The sequence below is a fragment of the Spirosoma aureum genome, assembly GCF_011604685.1.
In the GTDB taxonomy this organism is placed as follows: Bacteria; Bacteroidota; Bacteroidia; order Cytophagales; family Spirosomataceae; genus Spirosoma; species Spirosoma aureum.
Genome location: NZ_CP050063.1, coordinates 6,105,964 through 6,131,167 on the forward strand (window position 1 = coordinate 6,105,964; position 25,204 = coordinate 6,131,167).

Genomic DNA, 25,204 nt, shown 5'->3' on the forward strand with positions numbered 1-25,204 from the left:
TTTGTCTGTAGACATATTCATTTATTGTCTTGCTGTTGGCGCGAAAAGTACCGTCATCAATCCAGCCAGATGACCGGATTACGAATCGGTAAATTGCGCAGCACCTCCTCCACCTGCGGGTCATGATCCAGTTTTTTCCAGGTAGAGAGCCATTCGTTCTGGTTAAATTGCAGAGCACCAAATACCAGGAAAGGTTGAGCTACGGGCCAGTCGTTCCAGTACATCACGTCGGGCTTCAAAGGCCAGCTCGATTTGTCGGCAACAAACGGATACAGATACGCAATACCCTTCCGGATGCTGCGACCATCCGCCGTTTGATAGGTCCATAAGTTGTTGGCAGGCGTGGATAAAATCTGGCAAATGGTCGCCATTGCATCCAGATTGAACAGCGAATAACCGTAAGGTTTGGTTCGACGAAGTTCCAGTGGAAAACTGCCATCGGTAGCCATCTGATCGGGCAACAACACCGTTTTGTAGCGGTTCCGACAGGCGTTCATCAGCGAGTCGTTGTTTGTCAGCCGGGCAAAAGCGGCAACCTGCATCACCCAGCAGGTGCCATGATTATTTTTGGCGTTCATCTCATCGGTGCCGTATGAATGCGTTGTCAGCCAGTTGAGGTAATCCGCAAACCACCGTCGAATGGATGCTACGGCCTGCTTATCGGCAACTCTCGCCTTTTCCATAACACGCAGCCCCTGAGCAACTTCCATAAAGTGAATGGTATCGATAATGCCGATGCCTCGCCCCGTCGCACGTCCTTTGATTGCCTGCGCATACAACAGCGACGGATTCATTCGGGTATCCGAATCCACGAACCACGCGTTCAGATGCCGAAATGCCTGCCGAACGTACATCTCATCCTGAGTCAGTACATACGCGGAGGCTAAGGCACCGACAATCCGACTAAATCGAATCATCGCCTGTCGGTGTGCGACAAAGTTGTCGGGATTGGTCATTCCATCCCGCTGAATATAGGGCCCCTGTGGGTTAGCCGAATCTGGCCACCAGTAATCACCTTCTGAAAAGAAATCGTGTTTGCTTCCTGCACTTCGGGGTGATGTCTGCGCCGTAACGGTAACCGGCTGCTGTTGCATAGCCCAGCGGGCTTCAGACAGAATGTGTGGCTTTAACGTAGCGATAACAGTAGTCCGCTCAGCCGACTGTCCATAGGAAATCCCGGCTAAAAATTGGCCCACTATTGCTACAACGAACACTACTTGTCTTTGCATACGTATAAAAACTGATTTGCCTTTATGGTTTGTGTGAAGATCGGCACCATTAGTCGTGTCACGCCAGAACTCATTGCTTCAGGGGCTGAATGGTCAATAATGCCGTTGGCAAACCGGGCGACTGCACGCCCACAACGGCTTTGCCAGCTCCCGATTCGACCCGAATGAGTGCCCGGCCATTGTAAGCCTGAACAGTACGCGATCCGGTCGATGTCCCCAGGTTATCCAGCAGACGACCATCGCCAGCCAGGCTAAAACTGATGTAATTGGCAGCATCGAGGCAGGCAATTCCCCGATCGTCCACCAGTCGGGCCTGAATCGTAGAGACGCCATTCTCTTCGCCTATTTTTTCCAGAATGAGTTGAGCTGGTTTGTCCCATTTTTCAGTTTGGTACTGCATCGTTACTTCATCCAAGACCGTCTTGCTTCCTTGCCGGGCCACCACCCGGATCTGATTGCTGCCTGCGTTGAACGGTACCTGCCACCGCAATCCAGCGGCCGGAAAATCCTGACTATTCCGCTTACGAACGCCCTGGCTTTTGCCATTGACAAACAACTCCGCTTCGGCACAGTTGGAATACACTTTCACAAGTTTCTGTGCTCCCGCAGTTCCCCACCGAACCGGCCATGAATGCCCATATATATGTACCATTGGCTTTTCGGCCCAATACGACTGAAAAACGTAGTACGATTCTTTGGGCGTCAAATCACGCTCAACCACACCTTTCTGATTGACGAAAGGAACTGGGTTTTCTGGGCGAAGGGGCGTAGAGAAATCTTTAAATGGCCAATAAGCCGTTCCCGTGAGCCACGGCATTGTTTCCTGCTCTTTCAAATGCCAGTCGATTAGATTCACGATATAGGATTCGCTCCAGTCGCCGTCTTTCGACATACGGGTCGAACCACCGTGGAGCGAAGCGTCCCCGGTTCGCTCATCGACGCCTTTTCCGGTTGTGACATTTGCCACGGCCTGATCAGGCTCCTCAGCATGACGACGGGCGTGGCTGTCGCCCCCCCACTCTACATGCAGAAAGTGGTTTACTTTGCCAAACTCCTGTTCACTGACGGATTTATATTCGGTATAACGCCCCCGATACCAACCGGCCCAGATCGACGGCGAATACACATCGACTATATCTTTGCAGAAATCACACCGGCGGATAGCCGTTTTGCGCCGGGGATCAAGCCGGTGCGACAGGTCATTTAACTCGCGCATGAACAACCGGATCTTTTCTTTGTCGAATTCCTGAAAATCACCGGGCCAGTCGTTTTCATTACCCAACCCCCAGATAATAACCGCCGGATGATTGTAATGCTGTTCGATCATGCTGGTCAGCATTCGGCGGGCCTGTTCTTTGTAAAGATCCCCGCCCAGACCACCCCGACACCAGGGAATTTCTTCCCAGACAAGAATACCCAGGCTGTCGCACAGATCCAGTACGATTCGGGATTGCTGGTAATGGCCAAGCCGAATGAAATTGACGCCCATTTCTTTCATCATGATCATCTCCCTACGAATCATGGATTCGGTCATGGCCGCGCCAACGCCCGCATGATCTTCGTGGCGGTGCGTTCCGTTGAGCAGCAATCGCTTCCCATTAAGCTTAAACGGCCCATTTTCAGCAAATTCAAAATTTTGAAAACCTACTTTTTCGGTATAGGATGTTGTGTCGGTGGCAGTCATCACTTTTATGACGACCGTGTATCGTTCGGGTGAATCAGGCGACCACAACCGGGGCTTTCGAAGATTAGTCTGCCACAAGGATACATCACCTGTCAGATCATTCAGTGGTTTTATCGTCTGATCAACCGGTTTACCTTGCGGATCAAGCAGACGAATAGAAACGGTAGCCACCGATTGTTCGGCAGCATGACGAAAACGACCACCGACGGTTAGTTTACCAGCCTGCCCCGCCGGATCAACGTCGGCATTGACAAAGACTTTATCGAGCGAAACCGTTGGCACGTAAGTCAGATTCACGTATCGGTACAAACCACCGTAAACGTTGAAATCAGACATACCGGAAGGAATCATTTCCAGATCGCGCGAATTGTCGCACCGAATAACGACTGGCACTTTTCCTTTAAACTGTTTCGTAAAAACATCCGTCTTTTTAAAGTCCTCAACAGCCGCAGTAATGTCTACTGTCCACTCATCATAGCCGCCTACGTGTGAACCAACCTTCGTCGTATATACATATACGTCAGTCTTCTGGCCCGCCCCTTCGAAGTGTAGTAATGTTCGTCCCTGACGGTACGGATTCTGGATGGTCAGCTGGGTACGATACCAGCCCGGTCCCCGATAATAATTACCTGCCGGATCAACGGCGTCGCGGGCGTTGAAGCAGTGTGGCAGGGTTACATCCTGCCACACCGGAACGCTTTCCGGGCTTCCTTCTCCGACTGGCCGTACGGCTTCCCAACTGCCCCCCAAATCACTTTGCATATACTGCCAGTTCGCTAACAGTCGGACACTTTTCTGGGCAAACAGTGCGGGGATGGCTAAAAATAGAACAATAAAAAAGGAAATGACTAGTCGAAGCATGAGTCAACAAACGGTAAAAATTGGCAAGTAAAAGCAAGGAGTAGACTACCGCCCGATAGTTCGGTGCGTGTAGGTTGTAAAGCCCAGAAATGTTTTATCACCAGTGGCTCCATAGGGGTCCTGACGGTTTCGAAGGCTGGTAATTTTGGCAGATGTATTGTAGTAGTTCGACGCGACTTCGGCCCCTGGAAAAACGGCCTGTCCCGCGCAACTCCGACAGCCAATTGCTCCCTGAAACGAATCTTCCATGTACTCAAAGCCCTTAGCGATCCGGCTGGAGTAAGCCGGGAATACGGTATTATCGCCCTGAATCCGGGCAATTTCGGCGGCATAGGCGAAGCCCGTCAGGCTGTATTGCGGATGCCAGCAATCGCGCGAACAATGTTCTTTTACTTCACCAGACGAACTGATAATCACGGGAATGTTCTGCATCAGATAGTCATAACCGCCGTTGTAAACATTGCTGCTATTCAGAAAAACACCAACGGCCATTTTTGCGTAACCTGCTGACACTTCCCAGTTATTGTCATAATTGACTTCGTTAATCAGCCTGTTGATGTAATTATCCTTCAGATTATTCAGAAAATCCTGGAATTTGCTGATGCCTGTGTTGCTCCATCCGGCCGAATTTCCGTTTACGGTGTAATACCGGACGATTTCCGCGGCAGCTACAAATGTTGGGGTAAACCAGGATGCTTCCAGATACGTCTGTCGGGTATCGGTACCGGCATCGGGCAGCAATCGCTGGAAATTAGTTGCCCAGCCATTCAAAATGCTGATGGCCTGCGTCGCATAGGTTGCATTCCCCGTTTTGGCCCAGCGCAGCGCCAGCGCATACGAGAGAATAGCGTCCGTTTTGATCTGATTTTCGGTTGGTGTACTCCCCGATCCTTTCACATAAACTGTTGCCGGAAATGAAGTCGGTACGGAGTTCGCATCGACAAATTCGGTCACTTTCGAATACCCATCCAGGCGAGCCGCATCCCCACTATTCGCCTGCGAACGGATCAAATCCAGACTGGCTCTACTGTTCAGCACACCAGGGTGAACGAACTGATTATTATCGATTCGGGCACCGCTGGTTTTATCGATCACTTTCCTGTCAGTGCTTATGCCCTGATCATTCATACATCCCGGCAGAAGGAAGGCGGTTATCAGGAAACTACCAAGCAATTGTGTTGTACCATTTCCAGTGCGATTCATACGTTTCGTGTTTAGGAATTTATTGATTAGGAATAGCCTCGTTTAGACCATGCAAGTTTAGGGGAGTATGCCTTTTGTCTAGTTATGCGTATAGATCAATAAGGTGGACAAACCGTTCGGTGCGTTCCAAAAGCGTTCAAAGAGGTGGACAAACCGTTCTTTTTAGATTATTCCATTATTTTTTATTCACATCACTACTAATATTGCCCTATCAACTTACAGTCAGATGGGGCGAAAAAGCAGTCAATGGCTCATTTCCCCGTTGACCTAACGTAGTGAACAGGAATGTGTGGCAGCGGGCCTTATGCATTAATAAGCGTAGACAGCACAAGAGGTTGTCTGTCAATGATCAATTCAATTTTCCGGCAAAAACAATTTTATCAAACCCTATATTGATATGTACAAACCTTTATCTTCCAGACTTCTGGTCCTGGCGATACATGGCGGTTTAGCCTCCCTGCTGGCCTGTGGCGATCTGATTGGTCAGGCCATCCCGCCAGGGAATAGCCAGTCGGCGGTTCCGGCAAGGCAGGTCGCTACCTATAAGTTCAGCGGTCGGGTTCTCGACGAAAAAAATACGGGCTTGCCCGGTGCGACTGTCGTGTTAAAGGGCAATGACAAGACCGGAACCACTTCCGACGCTGACGGTAAATTCACAGTCAATATTCCTACCGGTGGCGGTACACTTGTCGTATCGGCCATTGGTTATTTGACCAAGGAAGCCACCGTTACCAGCGAAACAACCCTCGACGTAACCCTGGCGCCCGATATCAAAACCCTGAACGAGGTTGTCGTTGTGGGTTATGGCACTCAGAAAAAAGAAAACCTGACCGGATCGGTAGCGGCCATAACGATCGATGAGAAAATTTCGAGCCGGTCGCTGGCCAACGTTTCGTCGGGGCTATCAGGGCTGGTGCCTGGCTTATCCGTTCAGCAATCGACCGGACAGGCCGGCCGGAGTGGTGCTGCTCTGATCATTCGCGGCCTCGGAACAGTGAATAATTCGGGACCACTGATTGTGGTCGATGGGATGCCGGACGTCGATATCAACCGCATCGACATGAACGACGTGGCCAGCATTTCGGTCTTGAAAGATGCCGCGTCAGCGTCCATCTACGGGTCACGGGCTGCCAATGGAGTTGTGTTAATAACGACCAAAAATGGATCGCAGAACAAAAAAGCCCAGATCAGTTATACCGGCACCTACGGCTTATCGAAACCCACCAACTTCTACAACTATTTCGCAGATTACCCTCGCGCTCTGACAATGCATATGCGGGCGTCGGGAGCGGGCGCATCGTCAACTACGTTCCGCTATGGAACCGTAGAAGACTGGTTATCCAAAGGGTTGATCGACCCGACTAATTATCCGAATACGAACTGGTGGGATGTCATCCTGCGCGATCAGGGCCGTATTCAAACCCATAACCTGTCTGCTTCGGGTGGTACCGATCGTATGAATTTCTACCTGTCGGCGGGCCTTTATGACGAATTAGGCGTCCTGATCAATCACGATTATAAACGTTACAATACGCGCTTTAACCTCGATTATAAAGTGCGGGATGCGATCAAAGTGGGCATTCGGATGGATGGCCAATGGTCAAAACAAAAATACGCCAATCAGGAAGGATTCATCAATTACAGTGGAACCGACGGCTATGATATTCGCTACGCCATTGCCGGAATTCTTCCGCAAAGCCCCACAACCGGTCAATACGGGGGTATTATGGCCTATGGCGAAGACGCTCAGGCAGCCAACATGCTGGCTCGATATCAGGTTTATCATAACCTGCGCGACCGGCAGGAAATCAACGCGAACCTGTACGGCGAATGGACACCCCTGGAGGGATTAACCGTTCGGGCTGATTACGGACTTCGCTATTACAACCAGTTTACGAAAAGCTATAATGACCCTACTGATGTCTGGAATTTCCAGACAAACCAGGTTGCCAGAACGATTATCAATCCGAGTGCAGGCATCAGCAACAGCACGAACCAGGGCTATAAAACGCTGCTTCAGGGCCGCATCACCTACAATAAAACCTTATTCGGCAATCATCAACTGACAGTACTGGGTGGCTATACTGAAGAATACTGGTTCAATCGCAACCTGTCGGCCAGTCGGCAAGACCGGATTAATCCGTTGTTGAGCGAGATCGATGCGGCCTTAACGACAACTCAGTCGGCGGGCGGCAATTCGGATGCCGAAGGGTTGCGGTCAGTACTGGGACGCCTGAACTATGTTATCAATGACAAATACCTGTTTGAGGCCAATGCCCGCTACGATGGATCGAGTAAGTTTCTGCCGGGCTTTCAGTATGGCTTTTTTCCATCGGTTTCGGCTGGCTGGCGTTTTTCGGAAGAGCCCTTTTTCAAGCGTTTCAGCTCGGTGGTGTCGTCAGCAAAACTCCGGGCCTCAATCGGGAAGCTGGGTAATAACTCCGGTGTCGGCCGATACGAACAGCGCGACATCTTCAACCTGACCAATTACATCCTCAACGGAAAGATTACCAAAGGGTTTAGTTCGTCTAAAATCATCAACGAGGATTTCTCGTGGGAGCAGACCAACATTACAAACATTGGGCTGGATCTGGCCTTTTTCGGTGGTCGTCTGACGAGCGAAATCGATGCCTACAGCAAGCTAACAACGGGGATGATCCGGCCATCGTCCCTGTCAACATTCCTGTCGGGCTACGATGCGCCCCGTGTTAACATCGGCAAACTCCGTAACCTCGGTCTGGAAGCAAACGTAACGTACCGGGCTAAAATCCGGGATGCAAACGTCGGCGCTACGCTCAACATGGCCTTTAACCGCAATAAGCTGCTGGAATGGAATGAGTTTTTGAGCAAGGGGTTTACGTACCTGAATCTACCCTATCACTTCGCCTATAGCCGTGAAGCAACGGGCATTGCGCAGACCTGGGAAGACGTTGCCAACGCACCTTATCAGGGTCAGTATGTTTCGCCGGGCGATATTCTGTATAAAGATCTGAACGGCGATGGGCAAATTAATGATGAGGACCGGAAAGCCCAACCGCAATATAACCGCGATCAGCCGGTAGGTACGTTTGGGCTGAATCTGTTCGGTAGCTGGCGTGGTTTCGACCTGAGCATTCTCTGGCAGTCGGCAACCGGTCGCAAGGATTTCTGGCTGGAGCCGTTCAACAATGTCAACATTCCATCGGCCCGGAACGCGTTTCAGGATTTTCAATGGTCCGATACCTGGAATCTCGACAATCGTGGGGCTTCGCTACCTCGGCTCGTGACCGGTTCGGGCGGAAACAACCAGGCCGAATCGACGTTCTGGCTCGATGATTTTAGCTACCTGCGGCTGAAAAACATTCAGGCAGGCTACAATGTACCCAGCAAAGTAATGAGTCGCATCGGTGTCAGTCGGTTACGCGTATACGTCACGGCCGAGAACCTGTTGACATTCAGCCGCTATCGGGGTGTTGACCCGGAGAAAAGCACCAGTGTATCGAACGTTGACAACCAGGACGATCCATTTCCACTGCTGAAATCGTACTCCTTTGGTCTCAATCTCAGCCTTTAATCCATTCCCAGAACGTCGGTTCTTCTCTCATGAAACGTTTTTTTAGCCTCTCTATCATACTGGGTCTGGCGCTGTTCGCAGCGGCTTGCACCGAAGATCTGCTCGATCAGGTGCCCACAACCCAACTCTCGTCGGATCTGTTCTGGAAAACCACCGACGATGCCATCTTTGCCGTTAATGGAGTTTACGATGCAAACCGCACCACCTTCGACCGCGACTATTATTTCGACGGTGGCGGGGAGTTTGTCCATACGCGGGGTACCAGCAACAACCAGGGCGTATTCAATCCCGGTGCAATCGGATCGAATACAAACTTCGGTTTTCTGTGGGGTGATTGCTACAGGACCATCAACCGGGCCAATTATGTGCTGGGTAACATTGGCGCTTTACGGTCAAGTCTGAAAACACCGTCAGATCTGGCGCTGATGGATAGGCTCGTTGCTGAAACGCGTTTTCTGCGGGCCATCAACTACTTCCGGCTAATCGACCTCTGGGGCGATGTACCTTATTTTACCAGCAAGCTCAATGGCAATACGGAAGCATATTCGCTGATCCGAACACCGCGTGCGGTCGTGAAAGATTCGATTCTGGCCGACCTGACCTATGCTGCTACTGTACTGCCCGAAACCTATACCGGCGACAATCTCGGACGCGCGTCTAAATTGGCGGCCTGGGCATTTAGTGGTAAGGTTCGGCTGTTCTGGGCCTGCTGGATGAAAAATGAAGGAAAAACGGCCGATGCACAGGCACATTATACGGCGGCTGCGGCTGATTTCAAGAAAATCATCGACAAAAATATACCGCTGTTCCGGAACGGCGAGCCCGGTCCTGTCGACAATCCGAATTACTATCATCTGTTCCAGTACTTCAACGAATACGATCCTGAGATTATCTTCTCCGTTCAGTTTGGGGGCCCACTACTAGCTCAGGGCGAGGAAATGCAGCGGGACTTCGGTACGCGCAATACCGGCAATGGGCAGGTATGGGTTGCGCCTACATTCCGGTTAGCCAATCGCTACCAGCTCCTCTCTACGGGCGATTTTGCCCCTTCGCTTGTGCTCTCGAAAAACACGACGCAGCTTAACAGCGCCACCAACCCAAAATCGTATGCGGGCCGTGACTACCGGATGCGGGCAACGATTCTCTGGGATGAGCAGAAGATGCTGCGGCTCTCGACAGACGGATTGACAGTTGGTGATAGTATGCCTTTCCGATTCGGTAGCCGCGATGGGGTGACGTATATCAATTATGACGGTGCTCCTGCCGGCTACATTTTCCGAAAATGGATACGGCAAACGGGTGGCATCGGCCGGAGTGATGGTCCTCAGGACATGTATATGATGCGGTTGCCTGATGTATGGCTGATGTATGCCGAAGCGATCAATGAAACCAATGGCGGCCCTACGCCCGAACTCTTCACGCTACTCAATCGCATTCGTCGCCGGGGAAATCTGCCAGCGCTGAATCAGACGAAATTTGCGACCAAAGCCGACTTTTTCAAAGCCATCGAGCAGGAACGCATTGTTGAGCTGGTAGGCGAAGGACATCGTTTCTTCGACATCCGGCGGTGGAAAAAAGCCGAGGAAATCTGGCCATCACCAGGCGGACAGGTACTATACGATAGCCAGGGTACCCGCGTTCGTGACGAATTCGTCAATGCCCCCGAGCGTGATTATCAACGGTATTACCTGTTCCAGATACCACCTGGCGAAATCGAAGTCAATTCTAAAATTATCCAGAATACACCCTGGCTTTAATTGTGAGCAAGTCTGCATACGATCGAACCGAGACCTGTCTCCTCAAAATTTATAATCAAATGAAACCTAAACGTTTTCCACTCTTTTTGGGTCTGATGGCCCTGATTGGATTGCTTTCCTGCGGCAAAGAACCTGTTGATGAAGCGGGTCTCCTCATAACCGGCCGCTCACAGTGCTACATGACCTTTTTTGATTTGCTGGGTTCCGACCACCGAACGGTGCTGGTCAGCGGTCAGACGGTGATTGACACTACGGCGCTCACTGTGACTGCCGTAGCCAAATTTGGCACCAATATGGAACGTGTAAAGCCCTATTGCAGCGTGGTGACCGATGCCATTGTTGAACCAACAATGGGCATCTGGACCGATTATACGCAGGCACAAAAATACACTGTCGTTTCGGGTAATCGCCAGGTTCGCAAGACATACACCGTAACGGTAACTGTTCAGAAATAACCCAAACCAGCCATAGCCATTGCATTCGTATGAAAAAGATAGTCTATTTCGTTCTGCCGGTTTTGGGTACTTTGTTACTCAACGCGGGTTGCCAGAACAAAGAGGTTGATCCGGGAGCAACGCTCAAAAATGATCTGCTCAAAAAAACGACAGGTCCGGCTGTTGTAGGCGACCGTATTGAATTTGCTTACGCCATCGGTACGCTCGATGGCGACCTGAAAGATGTACGTGCCGAAGCGTCTATTACTGGAGGAAAAGGCACAGGGTTTAGCGGTTTTTCCTGGTATACGGATCGAAGTACGGGTGTCGATAAACCCGTGCAGACAGCCGCCGATACCGTCACCAACGGAGCCGTATCGACCGCAACGATCATCGATGTCAGTAAAAACAAAGCCGTTACGCTGCGCTACTACTATTACCCATCTGAAGAGGGTAAGGGCAAAGATGTTTCGTTCCGATTTAGCGGTACTTCGTCTACCGGCAAAGAGGTTGCGATTCAATCACCGGCTTATCGGATCAGTCGCATGAGCATGAAACGGTCGCTGGTGCTCACTGATGGAGCGAAAGCTTATGTGTCGCTCGCCGATATGGCGGTTTATTCGAAAGCCGAAGTGGAGCAGAACAATCTGGCCAGCAAAATCGACTTTGTCTATATTTACCGGCCAACGCTTGGTAGTGGCAACTTTGCGTTTGGTCACGCCTTGGTTGCGCCCTCTAATGCCGATTACCTCAAAGACGTTTCGCTGCCAGCCGGGCTTCCTAAAACACGCACTGCCATCGACAAACGGGTAGATGTAAAAGATGCACAGCTTCGGAATACAGCCGGTTTTGATGTGTACATCGACGATGTTGATCTGGAACAAACCACGTTCCCCAGCGCGGCAGATTATGCCTATGGTCTAGCTGTGGATCAGGGTGCATTCGTTAAAACCGCCGATGGGACCTATGTGGCATATGTGTACGTAAACGCGGTCAATAATACGACGAAAAGTATGACAATCAGTATCAAACAGATCAAGCTAAAGTAAGCCGTTCCTGTATTTTACCGAATGGTTTGCCATTCGGTAAAATCGTTTTTAACCCCCTTTACCTGCGAAGCCCCGTGAATAAATTTATAGTATACGGCTTTATTTTTCTTCTTGTTTCAGCTATTGATTCAGTTGCTCAGTCGCTCTCCAAACCGACTACCTTTCTCCTGAATGCGGATTTTTTACGGACCAATAAAGAAAAAATTAAAGCGGGCGATCAGACGTTGATGCAGGCAGCCAAAAGGTTGATTGCCGATGCGGATAAAACACTGAAACATGATACTTATACCGTAACGGCTAAAAGTAAAACCCCGCCCAGTGGCGATAAACACGACTATATGAGTGTGGGGCCGTATTGGTGGCCCGATTCGACCAAGCCCAATGGCTTGCCTTACATTCGGAAAGACGGGCAGGTTAATCCAGATCGGTTTGCCATTAATGACGCCACTTATTTGAAGAACTTATGCGACGATGTTGAGCTGTTGGCCGTGGCTTATTATTTCTCCGATGACGAGAAATACGCCCGCCGTGCCGCCGAATTATTGCGCGTCTGGTTTCTGAATCCAGCAACCAGAATGAACCCGAATCTGAATTACGGGCAGGCGATTCCGGGCATCACCGATGGCCGGGGCATTGGTCTCATTGACAGTCGGGCCTTTGCGAAGCTGGCTGATGCCGTTCAATTGCTGCGCGGATCATCGGTTTGGACATCGGGCGATCACGCAGCTTTACAGAATTGGTTTCGGCAGTTCCTGGACTGGATGCTGACGAGCCCGATCGGGAAAGACGAAGAAGATGAGCACAACAATCATGGTACTTACTACGACTTCCAGTCGATTGGCCTGGCTCTTTTTACGGACAACAAAACCCTGGCCCGCCAGATTATCGAGCAAAAGACCATGAAACGAATTGAGAGTCAGCTAAAGGCCGATGGCAGCCAACCGCATGAGTTGGCCCGTACTCTTTCCTGGAATTACTCGGTGATGAATTTACAGGGCTTTTTCGGGATTGCCCTTTTGGCAGAAAACGTGCAGATTGACCTATGGAACTACGAAACAGCAACCGGGAAAAGCCTAAAAAAGGCGTTTCTATGGCTGCTCCCCTACGCCGAAGGAAAAAAAAACTGGGACCATCAGCAAATCAAAGCCATCCATACGGAGGAATTTCAGCCGTTGGCGACCGTTGCTTCGGCCAAGTATAAAATTGCAGAACCCGCCTTTTCATCAGGTCATCAACAGAAAGAAAACAGCCTTTTTATCCTAACAAAGTCCCTGTTCTAAGCCGTTGTTTTTCCCTTTTACTCTTCCCATGAAGTCATTTTTGCTGCTGGTTGCTGCCCTGTTCAGTCTCTCATCCTACGCCCAAAATCAGGATTTGCTGAGTGGAAAATTTCCGCCCGGTGAATTAAAAAAGGTACTGATTCCACAGGCTCAATGGGCACCTTTCCCCAAACGAGACGACCGCGCCGGGTGGGCAAAAGCCGATCAGAATCTGATGAAGGCGTACCTGAAAAAGGCAGAGTCGTATCTCAACTATCAATGGCCATACATCCCGGCAACAAAATCGCTACTCATCGAACGGACAGGTGACCGTGATCAGTTTCAGGCTGTGAGTTTCGAGAAACGGGAAGTGCTGGGAACCTTATTGCTGGCCGAAATTTATGAGAATAAGGGCCGATTTGTTGATCCCATTATCGACGGTGTATGGTCTATTTGTGAAGAGTCATTCTGGGGTGTACCTGCTCACCTGCCAAAATCGAAAGAGTATGCCGGTCTAATGGACGTATCGAAACCCTTTGTCGATTTATTTGCCGCTGAAACCGCTACTTATCTGGCCTGGGTCGATTATTATCTGGGAGATAAACTGGATGCCGTGTCCCCCCAGATCCGGAAACGGATTTACAACGAAACCAACGACCGGATTTTTGAACCGCTGATGACGAAACCACACGGCTGGATGACCAAAACAGCCAATGGGCGGGCACCTAACAACTGGAACCCCTGGATTTGCTCCAATTGGCTCAATGCAACGCTGCTTCTCGAAAAAGACGATGAGAAACGAACCGCATCGGTCGCCAAATTGCTGGACGTGCTGGACGAGTTTCTGAACCCATATCCGCAGGACGGTGGCTGCGACGAAGGCCCCAGCTATTGGGGGGCCGCAGCGGCATCTTTGTACGACAATATTGCCATGCTGAATCTGGCAAGTAACAATGCCTTTCAGTACGTCTATGCCGATGAGAAATTTCGCAACATGGGCCGGTTCATCTACCGCGCCCAGATCAGCGAGAAATACTTTCTGAACTTTGCCGACGCAGATCCGCAACCCGGCATGGCAGCTACCATGATTTACCGTTACGGCAAAGCGATCAATGATCCCGACATGATGAAATTCGGTGCCTTTTACCGCCAGCCTGAAGATGGCACCATTGGCAAATTTCATTACTTCAGGCACTTTTATTCGCTGTTCATGCAGGATGAATACCAGAAAGCTCCGCAGGGTTTACCGCTTCCCAAAAATGTCTGGTTACCAGACCTTCAGGTATTTGCCGCCCGCGATCAGGAAGGAACCACCAAAGGATTTTATGTAGCTGCCAAAGGAGGACACAATGATGAAAGCCACAACCATAACGATATTGGCAATTATGTAATCTACTACGATGGCCAACCGCTTCTGATTGACGTTGGGCGCGGCACCTACACGGCCAAAACATTCAGTAATAAGCGCTACGATATCTGGTACAACTGTTCAGACTACCATAATCTGCCGACGATAAACGGCCAGAATCAGCCCCCCGGCATGTCGTTTAAAGCGTCGAATGTTACCTATAAAGCTGACAATGCAACTACCCAGTTTGCTGTCGATATTTCACGGGCCTACCCGAAAGAAGCGGGCGTAAACAGCTGGCAGCGAACCATTCGGCTGAATCGGGGCAAAAACGTTCAGATCGATGATGTAATCAGCCTGCAAACGGCCAATTCGCTAACGCAACACCTGATGACCGCCTATCCCGCTGAAGTGGGCAAACCCGGCGAGCTGATCATTCATTACAATCCCAAAGGTGGGCAGCCCAAAAATTTTGTGGTCAAGTACAACCCCAAACAGATGCAGCCGTCGGTCGAAAAAGTAAAACTGGACGCCCCTGAAGATCGAGGTATTATTACCAAATGGGGTGATACGATTTACCGGATCAATTTCACCGTTCTCACCCCTAAAACGTCGGATAAACTGAATTTTGTTGTTGCGAGTGAATAAGCTCGTATAAAGACAAGGCAAATCAGCCCTATTTCGTCTCCGGTTTCACGATTCGGTCGGCCAGATCGAGTTTCAGCGATTTGATGTTAGCCAGCACCAATTCCGCTATTTTTCGGGCCCCGAGTTCGTTGAAATGTGTGTTATCTTCTTTCCCTTCTGGGTAGTTGGGATGTTCACCCGGCGCAAGCTGGTTGAAAAAAAGGCGGGAATTTTCGACGCCAGCCCGCTGGTAGAGGTCCTGGCCCTGTTTATCTAAGTCAATCATTGGAGTTTTGTACTCGGTTGCCACTGCCCGCACGATTCCGGAATAAACTGCGTGCGTATCAACTATCTTTCCGGCCGCATCGAACTGTCGGCGGGCAACGGGCGTGATAAGTATGGGGGTTGCTTTTTTGGTTCGGGTTTCGGTAATAAAGCGGATCAGGTTTGATCGAAACTCATTCTCGGCTGTATAGCTTTTCTTGGTTTTAACCTCGTCGTTGTGTCCAAACTGGATGAAGACATAATCGCCTTCCTTTAGTCCATCGGCCACGGGTTGCCAGCGATTTTCTTCGATGAAGGTCCGTGTGCTCCGCCCGTTCTGCGCCCGGTTATCTACGGTCACGCTCTCGTCGAAAAAATGGGTAAATGGCATACCCCAGCCTGTTTCGGGATAGTACTTCACCTGCTTTATCGACATCGTGGAATCGCCAATGAGGTATACGGTAATCTTATTCGCTGGCGGAGCGAAGGCCAGTAAAACTGACAGGGTAAATAAACAGACGCTTTTCAAAAAAAATGGCTGGCTCATGGTGATTCAACGTCTTGGTACACGTTCGGAAAGTTGGCTTAGAACCTATTTTGTCAGTTTTCTATCCGGTTTCCAATGGTCATCGCCGGCCAGAATCGTTTCAGTTGTATATGATTTCACTTCATCTTTAGTTAGCTGCCGTGACCAATCGACTCGGGCCGACGGATTCGCTCCCGGCCCAATCGATTCATATTCGACATAGAGCGTTGTTTTTTCTGCGTTCGGCTTATCCCAATTATGCCAGCCTGCGGGTTGAATGTGCTCGCCAAGCTGGCAACGAATGAAGGCCGTTTTTGCAAAATCGCGCCAGGGACGACCCAGATAAACGCTGGCTTTGGGAGCATCGCTGGTGAGCGTACAATTCAGGAATACAAGACCATACGACTTGCCTTCGGGTGTTGACGCTGCGGTGATGTACGATCCACCGGTTTTGCTAAAAATCGTGCAGTGATCAAACACGGCTGTTGCTGATCCAAAGATAAAATCAATGGTTCCTTCGATGTAGCAATCAAGATAGTATTGACGGCCGTATTGACCCGGCATCCCTGTATACAATGTATCCTGATTGCCCAGAAACCGGCAATTGACAAACACAGCCCGATCGCCGGTAACGAAAGCAGCTACCGCCTGACCAACCTGCCTGCCAGCGGTGTTTTCAAAGGTGAGGTTTTCAGCGCGAAAATCGTCGCCGAAGATGTAAAACGAGCCCGATGTCGACGTTCTTACTTTAGTGCCATCAGGCAAGGTTTTACCCGAATAATCATCGTACGTCAATATTGTCGAGCCTTTCTCTTCACCGATCAGGGTAACCAGGTGCTGAGTCGAATCGAGCGTCAATTTCTCCTTGTAAACGCCTTTTTTGATGTAAATAACGATCCTGCTTTTATTGTTTGCAGGTACCACATTCAAGGCCGACTGCACAGTTCTGTAGTCGCCACTTCCATCCTGAGCAACCGTCATACGCTGTTTCTGGGCAAACGTAATTAAGCTGGAAATAGCCAGACAGAATAACAGACAAACGGTGTGTTTTAGAACCATTATTTTTTAAACTCAACAATCAGAAAAGCAGGATAGTTGACTCACTGTCAGGCCACTAATTCAGTAAGTTACTTACTCCATTTCTTTACCCAATTTGGATAATCGGTAGCCAGCAATTTGGCGGGCCAGGTGCCATACCAGGCGTAGCCAACCCGTCGCTCGTTTTCAATCTCGGCAAGAGCATATTTTTTAATCCCATTCCGACCGCAAAAGAACGGTTTGTTTGTATCGAGATCATAAAATCGGGCCCAGCGGGTTGAACCCGGTTCCTGAACAACAACGACATCTTTACCCTTCGGCTGGCTCGGATCAATAATGATTTTCGTCGCGATATCCGGCAATCTGACCGATTCAAGCCAGGCCATTGCTGCCCGAACGGATTTCCTGATTTGATCCGATGGTTTGTCGATACTCATTAAAAATTCCAGAATACCAACGCTTTCATTGCCACTTAGAGATGGCAACTCAAATGTACGGGCGCCCGTAGGCTGTAAGGTTATACGATCGTGCTGGGCGCACCAGGCAGTCAAGATTCCTTTCTGACTATACTGCGTCTTCAGAATACAGTCGACACCCCGATCGACGGCCTTTTTCGCTTTTGGGACAAGTTGTTTATCGACAACATCGAACGAATTTGTTCCGTCAGCGATGGATTTCATGACCCAAAGCACGTCGATCATAGCATTGTCGTTGTACGTAATCTGCTTGCGGTAACTGCTCGAATCGGGATAGAACTGTGCCCAGCCTCCATTTGTTTTCTGTGCCGTCAGCAGGTAGTTGATTCCTCGTTCGGCTGCTTTCCGATAATTATCGTTTTGGGTTTGCCTGAACGACGCGACCAGGTAATTGATTTCGCGGGTTGTGGATTTATCGTCGATGGTGGCATCGAGGTTATTTTTCTCCGCTATAAGCTGCTGTTTCTGCGTTGAGGTCAGGATACGGTTATAGTTGATGGCATCTCCCCCTGGCTGCGGCCATCCTCCGTTACTTCGCTGATAGTACAGCATCCGCTCCGCTATCGAATCTTTAGGAATTTCGTAAATCGCCGGGATTGTGCTACCTCTGGAAATGGAGCAATTGCCTGAAAAAACAAAACTTAGTAGCGTTCCGGCTAGTAGGACAATTGATTGAAAACTCGATTTTAGGCTCACGTCAAGCAGCGAAAAAGGCAATGCCAAGCTATGGATAACAGACTAAAACTTGGTCGAAGAATTGTAATGAACAATTAATTGATTGACTTTTTTTACGCAATCGTTACCGGGAACGTTATCAAAGCGGTTTTTTAGACGTTCATATACAACTAATTTTAGATGAAGCGCTGGATCAGGATAATCTGATGCCGGTCAAAAAGAAGCCATACACTGACAACAGTTTAGAACTTTTACAGGAATACTAGTTTGTCAATAAACAAACAGACCGGCATGCCGGTCTGTTTGTTTATTGAATCCCTTAAACTTGATTAGGCTTTTTACAAGCGCTTATACGTTGCTATTCAGCTGATGCCAGGAATACATTTCGGTCGCGCAGGAAGGTAGCGATCCAGATAAGTATGATTGGTGTTAGCGCATTTAGTGGCGTGCCATGTGAAAGTTCGGTCGCCAGGGCTCCCGCGAAGTAACAGGACAGCAGAATAAAGCCCAGCTTCATTGTTTTTGGGTACAGAAACAGCGCAGAAAAGCCAATTTCCATAATTCCCAGCATCGTAATATAGGGGCCTACACCCACTTTGGTGAGTGTTTCAACGATCTGAGCCGAGTGTGTTAATTTCATCACGCCACTCAATATCACCATCCCTGCGGCCAGAACCGTTACGACAATGGTGGCAATACGTTTTATTTTTGGATTCATCTCTTCGGACTAGTTAGGTTGTTTTTTCGATGTCAATCGACAGGACAAACGTACGTGAACTAACTATCCATTTAGTAGCAGTATCCCAAAGGATAGCGCTATCTTTTGGGATACTGCATACCCGATTGAATCCTACCTGTTATCTTTATTCAATCAAAAGAGATACCGGAGGTACCCATAAAAAGGCACCTCCATTAACTATATACAACCTATGAATGCAGTCATTGAAGAGGCCGTACCGTATGCATGGGGGCGAAAAAACCCAACTATTGCCGAATGTACACAAAGTTTAAGAGGTGTGCAGGATGCGCTCTATGTACTGAACGGAAAGTGGAAACTACCGATCATCATTGCGTTGAGCCACGGCCCTATGCGCTTCCGGGAGCTACAGCGAACCATTCGCACCGTTACCGCCCGCGTGCTTAGTAAAGAATTGAAGGAGCTGGAAATGAATGAATTCCTCATACGACACGTGTATCCAACAACGCCCGTAACCATCGAATATGAGCTAACCCCTTATAGCGAAACACTGGATAGTGTCATCGAAGCCCTTCGGAATTGGGGGCTCCAGCACCGGGAACGTATTTTAAAGAAAGACCACAGCATAGACGCAAACTTCCCGGAAGCCTGATACTTTCGGGAAGTTGCAACCGCTATTTCAACAAATTAACCAGATTGTCAACCATAACCGGCGAACCAATATATAATGGTGTACGCTGGTGCAGGGCGGATGGTTTGATATCCAGAACCGCCTGCTGACCCGACGAGGCTAAACAGCCAGCCATTTCGGCCAGAAATGCCAGCGGAAACGCTTCGTAAAGCAGACGAAGTTTACCATCCGGATTCTTCTTGGTTGGGGGATATAAATAAATTCCTCCTTTCAGCAGATTGCGGTGAAAATCACCCACCAGCGAGCCAATATAACGAGCCGTATACTTATTACGGCGGCACGTTGTGAGGTAGTCCTGAACACCAAGTTCGTAGTCGTCCAGATTTCCGTCATTGCAGGAATAGATCTGGCCATCAACCGGGCTGTGTATGTCGGGATGAGACAGGATAAATTCGCCCAGCGACGCATCGTACGTGAACCCGTTGGCACTATGCCCCGTGGTATAAACCATAATGGTCGATGAACCATAAAGAATATAGCCAGCCGCTACCTGCCGACGCCCTCCCTGAAGAAAATCTTCCAGTGTTGGTGCTGTACCAATGGGTGTTACGCGCCGATAAATCGAAAAAATAGTACCGATCGACACGTTTACATCGATATTGGATGATCCATCCAGCGGATCGATTGCGACAACATATTTACCGTTGTTGTTACCCGTATAAATAATGTCCTCCTCTTCCTCCGAAATAATTGCGCAGGCTTCACCCCCATTTTTCAGCGCCCTGCTAAAGCGAATGTTGGCGATCATATCGAGCTTCTGCTGACTTTCGCCCTGCACGTTCTGAACGCCCATTCCACCTGTTAAATCGATCAAACCGGCCCGATTAACCTCTCTATGAATAATTTTTCCGGCCAGTGCAATGTCGCGCAGTAACTGCGAGAGTTCACCGGTTGCATACGGGAATGCCGTTTGGCGGTGCATGATGTACCGGTCGAGGGTTACACCAACTGGCAGCGCGAGTGGATGTGAGGCTGTTATTTCCATCTGTTGAACGTCCATAAGAGAGAGTTGAAAACTGGTTTGTGGTTTTGTTATTCTGGTACTGACCAATCGAAGAAAGGATACCAATATCTATAAAATCAAACTTAGGCTACTGGCTCCGACTGTTGAGGCTCCAGGTTAACGGGCTGCATTTTTGGGGTAAGCAAGTGCATAACAAGCCACGCAAGCAGGTAGGCTGAGCCACAAATCAGGAAAATAATTCCGTATCCACTTTGTAAATCGCCTGCTTTCTTGTAGCTATCCAGAACACGTCCAACAATTTCAGGGAATATAATACCGCCTACTGAGCCGGCCATACTTCCGATACCAACTACTGAGCTAACGGTTCGTTTGGGAAACATATCGGAGGCCGTCGTAAAGATATTGGCGCTCCAGGCCTGGTGTGCTGCCCCAGCCAGACCAATCAGCGCCACTGCTGTCCAGATGCCCGGCCCAAACCGAACCGCGATAACCGGAACGACCAGCAGCGCGAAAATGAACATTGCCGTTTTACGGGCTCTCCACACACTCCAGCCCCGCCCAATCAGCCACGATGACAGATAGCCACCGCCAATGCTGCCGATACTGACTAGTGTGTACAAGACAGCCAGGTATAAATTTGGCTTCTTGGTATCCAGATTAAACGTCGTTGAAAAATAATCCTGAAGCCAGAACAGAAAAAACCACCAGATAGGATCAGTAAGCATCTTCCCGAAAACGAACGCCCAGGTTTGCCGAAAACTCAGCAGTTTACCCCACGAAACGGGCTTTCCGTGATCAGCGGTCTCGTCGGGCGTCGTTTCATTATCGCTGTGAATGTAATCAAACTCAGCCTTCGACAGTTTCGCCTGTTTCGCGGGTATTTCATACCCAATATACCAGAAAATCAGCCAGATGAACCCAACCGCTCCTGTGGCGAGGAATGCCATCTGCCAGCCATAAATTCCCAGAATCCAGGGGACCACAACGGGTGCAATGACGGCTCCAATATTCGCTCCTGAGTTAAAAATACCCGTAGCCAGTGCGCGTTCTCTTTTAGGAAACCACTCAGCCACGGTTTTGATAGCCGCCGGGAAGTTTCCGGCCTCACCCAGTCCCAGGCCGATCCGGGCCAGAATAAAACCAAACGTACTGGTTGCCAGCGCATGTGCCATAGCGGCTATGCTCCAGAAAACAATGGCAATCGTGTAGCCCGTTTTGGTGCCAATCCGGTCAATAACCCGCCCAAACAGCAGCAACCCAATGGCATAAGCTGCCGAGAATACCTGTACAATTCGACTGTAATCGATCTCCGACCAGTTGAACTCCTTTTCCAGAGTGGGTTTAAGCAAGCCTACCACCTGCCGGTCGAGGTAGTTAATCGTCGTCGCAAAAAACAACAACGCAACAATAGTCCAGCGATAATTTCCTATGGATTTAGTCATACAGGTTGCGGAATAAAGGGAGAGATCGTTTGAACAAGAGCAGCCACGCGTTCACGCAGGAATTCGGGTTCGGCACTTTTGCCCGAAAATAATTGTGACCCAATACCAACGGCCGTAACGCCCGCCCGAAACCAGGTTGTCAGGCTGTCGATCGTCGGCTCAACGCCACCCGTAACCATCAATTTCAAACCCGGCATCGGCCCTTTAATGGCTTTGATAAAATCGGGACCAACTACATTTCCCGGAAAAACTTTCACCAGACTGGCACCCAGTAAGGTAGCCTGGTAAATTTCGTTCAGCGTTGACCCGGCAGGCACCCAGGGAATACCCCGCTCCCGGCATGCATCGCCCACAGCGGCCGTTGTAACTGGCTGCACCACAAAATCGGCTCCTGCGTCAATAAATTGGATGGCCTCTGCGGGTGTCAGTATCGTACCGATACCCATTGCCATTCCAGGGCACTGTTCCCGTACATAACTTACTAATTGCGTAAAGACTGGCAATGCTTTGTCGCCCCGATTTGTGAACTCAAACACGCGCAAACCACCATCGTAGCAGGCTTGTACAATCGCCTTGGCATGGTCGACATCCGCATGGTAAAACACCGGAACAATAGGATGCTGTATAACCAGATCAAGAATTTTTTCGGGGGAGAAAACCGGCATAATAACCTTGTGTTAAAATGATTAAGAGAGTTGGCGTTAAGTTTTTGGATTTGTCGATTACGGTTAGACGTATTAGTCAACAAAAAATAACAAATCAAAGACTAATTAATAAATACTAACCGAATGAATCCGTTTTTTTACGTCTTCTACTGTCTGCCCTGTCGCATCGCCCATTTCCTGCAATTTCCCAAAAGCAGCCTCAGCCGCGAAATTGACAATATCCTGCGGGGAATGTCGATTGTAGAGTCCATAAATCAAGCCAGCCATGAAGCAGTCGCCACTACCTACCCGATCCACGACCGAATCGGTCAATAGCTCGGGCGAAACATATTGCTGACCATCTACAAACAAGGTGGTGTAATAACGCAACCCGGTTGGTTGTTTATCAAACCGGAACGTATTCGCAACGACTTTGCAGCGTGGGAAACGTTTCATAATGGCCTCTGAAGTAACCTGCGCATGACTGATATAATCGGCCTGCTGGCCACCTTCCAGGCCACACTCATCAACAGGAATGCCCAGCAACGTGTTGGCCGCCCAGATATTTCCCATCACCACATCGCAATACGCAACCAGATCAGGCATGATTTCGGTTGGAGCAACCCCATATTGCCAGAGCCGCGCCCGGTAATTCAGATCGATCGAAACAGTAATTCCTTTGGCCGAGGCTGTAGCCATCAGTTCCCGGCAAGCCTCCGCTACAGACGCGTTCAACGCGGGACTGATCGCGCTAACGTGTAACCAGCTTGTATTTTGCAGCACTTCGTCCCAGTCAACGTTGCCGGCTGTCAATTCTGAAAATGAAGAATGGGCCCGATCATAAATTACGCCCGCATTTTTAAGATCAGTACCTTGGGGTAGAAAATAACTACCCACTCGCTGCCCAAACCGAACGATCCCCGATGGATCGATGCCTTTGCCGACAATATAGTCCGTTATGTCATTGGCCAGCGAATTTTCGGGAAGAACCGTGCTGTACTTCACCGGAACATCCCAGTTAGCCAACGCTGTTGCTACGTTCAGCTCCGCTCCGCCCACATAAACGGGCATTGACGTCTGTCGAATCCATTCACCATTGGATACCGGCGAAAACCGCAATAACAACTCACCAAAACAGCAGACTTTTGTCATAGAATATAGTTTCGCTTTTTGTCATCACGGTCATGACGACAGCAAAAACCGTTATGTGATTTCTGAACAATTTCTCAGGCCTTTCGTAAAAGCTATGTAGCTGTTTACGAAAGGCCTGCTTCTTTTAAGCAACTCTTAAACAGCGAACGAAGCTGGCTCGTGGCTGAAGCCAAAATAGGTTTTGGCATTACCGTAGCAGATATTCTGAACGACTTGTCCCATCCAGGCCATGTCGTCAGGTAGTTCCCCATTTTCGATGTCATTGCCGAACAGGTTGCATAAAATCCGGCGGAAATATTCATGTCGCGGATACGACAGAAAACTCCGCGAATCAGTCAGCATACCCACAAAACGGCTCAGTAAACCCATGTTTGAAAGAGTATTGATCTGCCGCTCCATACCCTCTTTCTGATCTAAAAACCACCAGCCTGAACCGAACTGAATCTTACCCGCTACTGACCCGTCGTTAAAATTTCCGATCATGGTAGCCATCAGTTCGTTGTCGGCCGGATTCAGGTTGTACAAAATCGTTTTAGCCAGTTTATCGGTCGTATCGAGCCGATCGAGGAATCGGGCCAGCGCACGAGCCTGCGTGAAATCGCCAATGCTATCCCAGCCCGTATCGGGGCCGAGTTGTTGCAACATGCGTGTGTTATTGTTGCGAAGTGCGCCTAAGTGAAACTGCTGAGTCCAGCCTTTTTCCCAGTCCATTTCGGCTAAATTTACCAACATAGCCGATTTGAACACCAGAACTTCAGAATCGGTAAGTGATTTGCCCGAACGTATCTTGTCGAAACTAGCCCGAACATCAGACTCCAGATAGTTTTCGGCATATACCTGCTCCAGCCCGTGGTCTGATAGTTTACACCCCATTTCAGCAAAGTAATCGTGACGCTGGCGAAGAGCCTCCAGAAAATCGCTGAAGTTCGTAATAGCGATGTTACTGGCCGCTTCCAGCCGGGCAACATAAAGGTTAAACGACCTCGCATCCTCAACAGCCATTGCCTTATCGGCCCGAAACGTTGGCAGGACACTTACGCCAAAGTCCGTTCCAACCACCCGCTCATCGAGCAGCTTTTGATGATGTTCGAGCGAATCTACCGGATCGTCGGTTGTACAAACGGTTTCGACATTCATTCGCTGTAACAGACTCCTGACCGAATAATCGGGTGACTGTAATTTCTCAGTACAGGCCTCATAAATACGCCGGGCACTCTGTCCGTTAAGTGTTTCAGTAATGCCGAAATACCGCTGTAGTTCCAGGTGCGTCCAGTGATAGAGTGGGTTCCGAACCGTAAACGGTACAGTTTCGGCCCATTTCTGAAACTTATCATAATCTGACTGATTTCCCGTGCAGAAGCTTTCATCGACACCGTTCGTGCGCATCGCCCGCCACTTGTAATGATCACCATAGAGCCAGATTTGCGTCAGGTTCTCAAACTGGCGATTCCCGGCTATCTGATCTGGGGGCAGATGGCAATGATAGTCGATGATTGGCATTGGCTTGGCAAACTCATGATAAAGTTGCCGGGCCGTTTCAGTTTGTAATAAAAAATCGTCGTTTAGAAAGGGCTTTTTCATAGTTAAGAGTGAAAGAGTAAATGGCGAAAGAGCGAAAAGCTGAATTGAGG

At 49.4% G+C, this 25,204-nt stretch carries 19 protein-coding genes; 7 read left to right on the forward strand and 12 right to left on the reverse strand.

The genetic code is table 11. From position 1 onward, the window contains the following. Positions 1 to 56: 56 nt before the first annotated feature. From G8759_RS24255 to G8759_RS24265, 3 genes are all read right to left on the reverse strand, one after another. Positions 57 to 1,229 carry an alginate lyase family protein gene (locus G8759_RS24255; RefSeq protein ID WP_167213881.1) on the reverse strand — a complete coding sequence of 391 codons (1,173 nt, stop codon included), beginning with the start codon at positions 1,227 to 1,229 and terminating at the stop codon, positions 57 to 59. A gap of 70 nt (positions 1,230 to 1,299) precedes the next feature. Next, positions 1,300 to 3,774: a glycoside hydrolase family 2 protein gene (locus G8759_RS24260; RefSeq protein WP_167213886.1), complete on the reverse strand. Its 2,475-nt coding sequence runs from the start codon at positions 3,772 to 3,774 to the stop codon at positions 1,300 to 1,302. 45 nt (positions 3,775 to 3,819) lie between these two features. Then, positions 3,820 to 4,977, reverse strand: coding sequence for an alginate lyase family protein (locus tag G8759_RS24265; protein ID WP_167213889.1), 1,158 nt, complete (start codon positions 4,975 to 4,977; stop codon positions 3,820 to 3,822). 397 nt (positions 4,978 to 5,374) lie between these two features. Here G8759_RS24265 and G8759_RS24270 point away from each other — a divergent pair, with 397 nt between their 5' ends. The 6 genes from G8759_RS24270 to G8759_RS24295 all read left to right on the forward strand — a co-directional run bounded on the left by G8759_RS24270 (position 5,375) and on the right by G8759_RS24295 (position 15,025). Beyond that, a complete protein-coding gene (locus G8759_RS24270; protein ID WP_167213892.1) occupies positions 5,375 to 8,530 on the forward strand; it encodes a SusC/RagA family TonB-linked outer membrane protein in 3,156 nt (1,051 codons plus the stop codon). Between the two features lie 29 nt (positions 8,531 to 8,559). After that, positions 8,560 to 10,287, forward strand: coding sequence for a RagB/SusD family nutrient uptake outer membrane protein (locus G8759_RS24275; RefSeq protein WP_167213895.1), 1,728 nt, complete (start codon positions 8,560 to 8,562; stop codon positions 10,285 to 10,287). A 59-nt stretch (positions 10,288 to 10,346) separates the two neighbouring features. Next, entirely contained in the window at positions 10,347 to 10,742 is a 396-nt protein-coding gene (locus G8759_RS24280; protein WP_167213898.1) for a hypothetical protein, read from the forward strand. A gap of 29 nt (positions 10,743 to 10,771) precedes the next feature. Beyond that, positions 10,772 to 11,770, forward strand: coding sequence for a DUF4466 family protein (locus G8759_RS24285; protein ID WP_167213901.1), 999 nt, complete (start codon positions 10,772 to 10,774; stop codon positions 11,768 to 11,770). A 74-nt stretch (positions 11,771 to 11,844) separates the two neighbouring features. Next, positions 11,845 to 13,050 carry an alginate lyase family protein gene (locus G8759_RS24290; protein ID WP_167213904.1) on the forward strand — a complete coding sequence of 402 codons (1,206 nt, stop codon included), beginning with the start codon at positions 11,845 to 11,847 and terminating at the stop codon, positions 13,048 to 13,050. 28 nt (positions 13,051 to 13,078) lie between these two features. Continuing rightward, complete coding sequence (locus tag G8759_RS24295; RefSeq protein ID WP_167213907.1) at positions 13,079 to 15,025, forward strand: heparinase II/III domain-containing protein; 1,947 nt, start codon at positions 13,079 to 13,081, stop codon at positions 15,023 to 15,025. Positions 15,026 to 15,053: 28 nt separating this feature from the next. Here the strand turns inward: G8759_RS24295 and G8759_RS24300 are convergent, their stop codons facing one another. The 4 genes from G8759_RS24300 to G8759_RS24315 all read right to left on the reverse strand — a co-directional run bounded on the left by G8759_RS24300 (position 15,054) and on the right by G8759_RS24315 (position 18,701). Next, positions 15,054 to 15,815 carry a rhamnogalacturonan acetylesterase gene (locus G8759_RS24300; protein ID WP_167213910.1) on the reverse strand — a complete coding sequence of 254 codons (762 nt, stop codon included), beginning with the start codon at positions 15,813 to 15,815 and terminating at the stop codon, positions 15,054 to 15,056. 45 nt (positions 15,816 to 15,860) lie between these two features. Further along, on the reverse strand, positions 15,861 to 16,853 hold the full coding sequence (locus tag G8759_RS24305) for a pectinesterase family protein (protein ID WP_167213911.1): 993 nt from the start codon (positions 16,851 to 16,853) through the stop codon (positions 15,861 to 15,863). Between the two features lie 68 nt (positions 16,854 to 16,921). After that, complete coding sequence (gene pelA / locus G8759_RS24310) at positions 16,922 to 18,004, reverse strand: pectate lyase (RefSeq protein ID WP_232073926.1); 1,083 nt, start codon at positions 18,002 to 18,004, stop codon at positions 16,922 to 16,924. A gap of 337 nt (positions 18,005 to 18,341) precedes the next feature. Then, positions 18,342 to 18,701, reverse strand: coding sequence for a DoxX family protein (locus G8759_RS24315; protein WP_167213913.1), 360 nt, complete (start codon positions 18,699 to 18,701; stop codon positions 18,342 to 18,344). Between the two features lie 211 nt (positions 18,702 to 18,912). Here G8759_RS24315 and G8759_RS24320 point away from each other — a divergent pair, with 211 nt between their 5' ends. Next, positions 18,913 to 19,332, forward strand: coding sequence for a winged helix-turn-helix transcriptional regulator (locus G8759_RS24320; RefSeq protein ID WP_167213917.1), 420 nt, complete (start codon positions 18,913 to 18,915; stop codon positions 19,330 to 19,332). Between the two features lie 22 nt (positions 19,333 to 19,354). Here the strand turns inward: G8759_RS24320 and fbp are convergent, their stop codons facing one another. The 5 genes from fbp to uxaC form a co-directional block, all read right to left on the reverse strand. Then, a complete protein-coding gene (gene fbp, locus G8759_RS24325; RefSeq protein WP_162391987.1) occupies positions 19,355 to 20,356 on the reverse strand; it encodes a class 1 fructose-bisphosphatase in 1,002 nt (333 codons plus the stop codon). Positions 20,357 to 20,457: 101 nt separating this feature from the next. Next, positions 20,458 to 21,777: an MFS transporter gene (locus G8759_RS24330; RefSeq protein WP_167213920.1), complete on the reverse strand. Its 1,320-nt coding sequence runs from the start codon at positions 21,775 to 21,777 to the stop codon at positions 20,458 to 20,460. Continuing rightward, positions 21,774 to 22,442 carry a beta/alpha barrel domain-containing protein gene (locus tag G8759_RS24335; protein ID WP_167213923.1) on the reverse strand — a complete coding sequence of 223 codons (669 nt, stop codon included), beginning with the start codon at positions 22,440 to 22,442 and terminating at the stop codon, positions 21,774 to 21,776. Before G8759_RS24335 ends, G8759_RS24330 begins: the two co-directional genes overlap by 4 nt. A gap of 105 nt (positions 22,443 to 22,547) precedes the next feature. After that, on the reverse strand, positions 22,548 to 23,573 hold the full coding sequence (locus G8759_RS24340; protein WP_167213926.1) for a sugar kinase: 1,026 nt from the start codon (positions 23,571 to 23,573) through the stop codon (positions 22,548 to 22,550). Positions 23,574 to 23,708: 135 nt separating this feature from the next. After that, complete coding sequence (uxaC, locus tag G8759_RS24345; RefSeq protein ID WP_167213929.1) at positions 23,709 to 25,154, reverse strand: glucuronate isomerase; 1,446 nt, start codon at positions 25,152 to 25,154, stop codon at positions 23,709 to 23,711. Between the last annotated feature and the right edge of the window lie 50 nt (positions 25,155 to 25,204).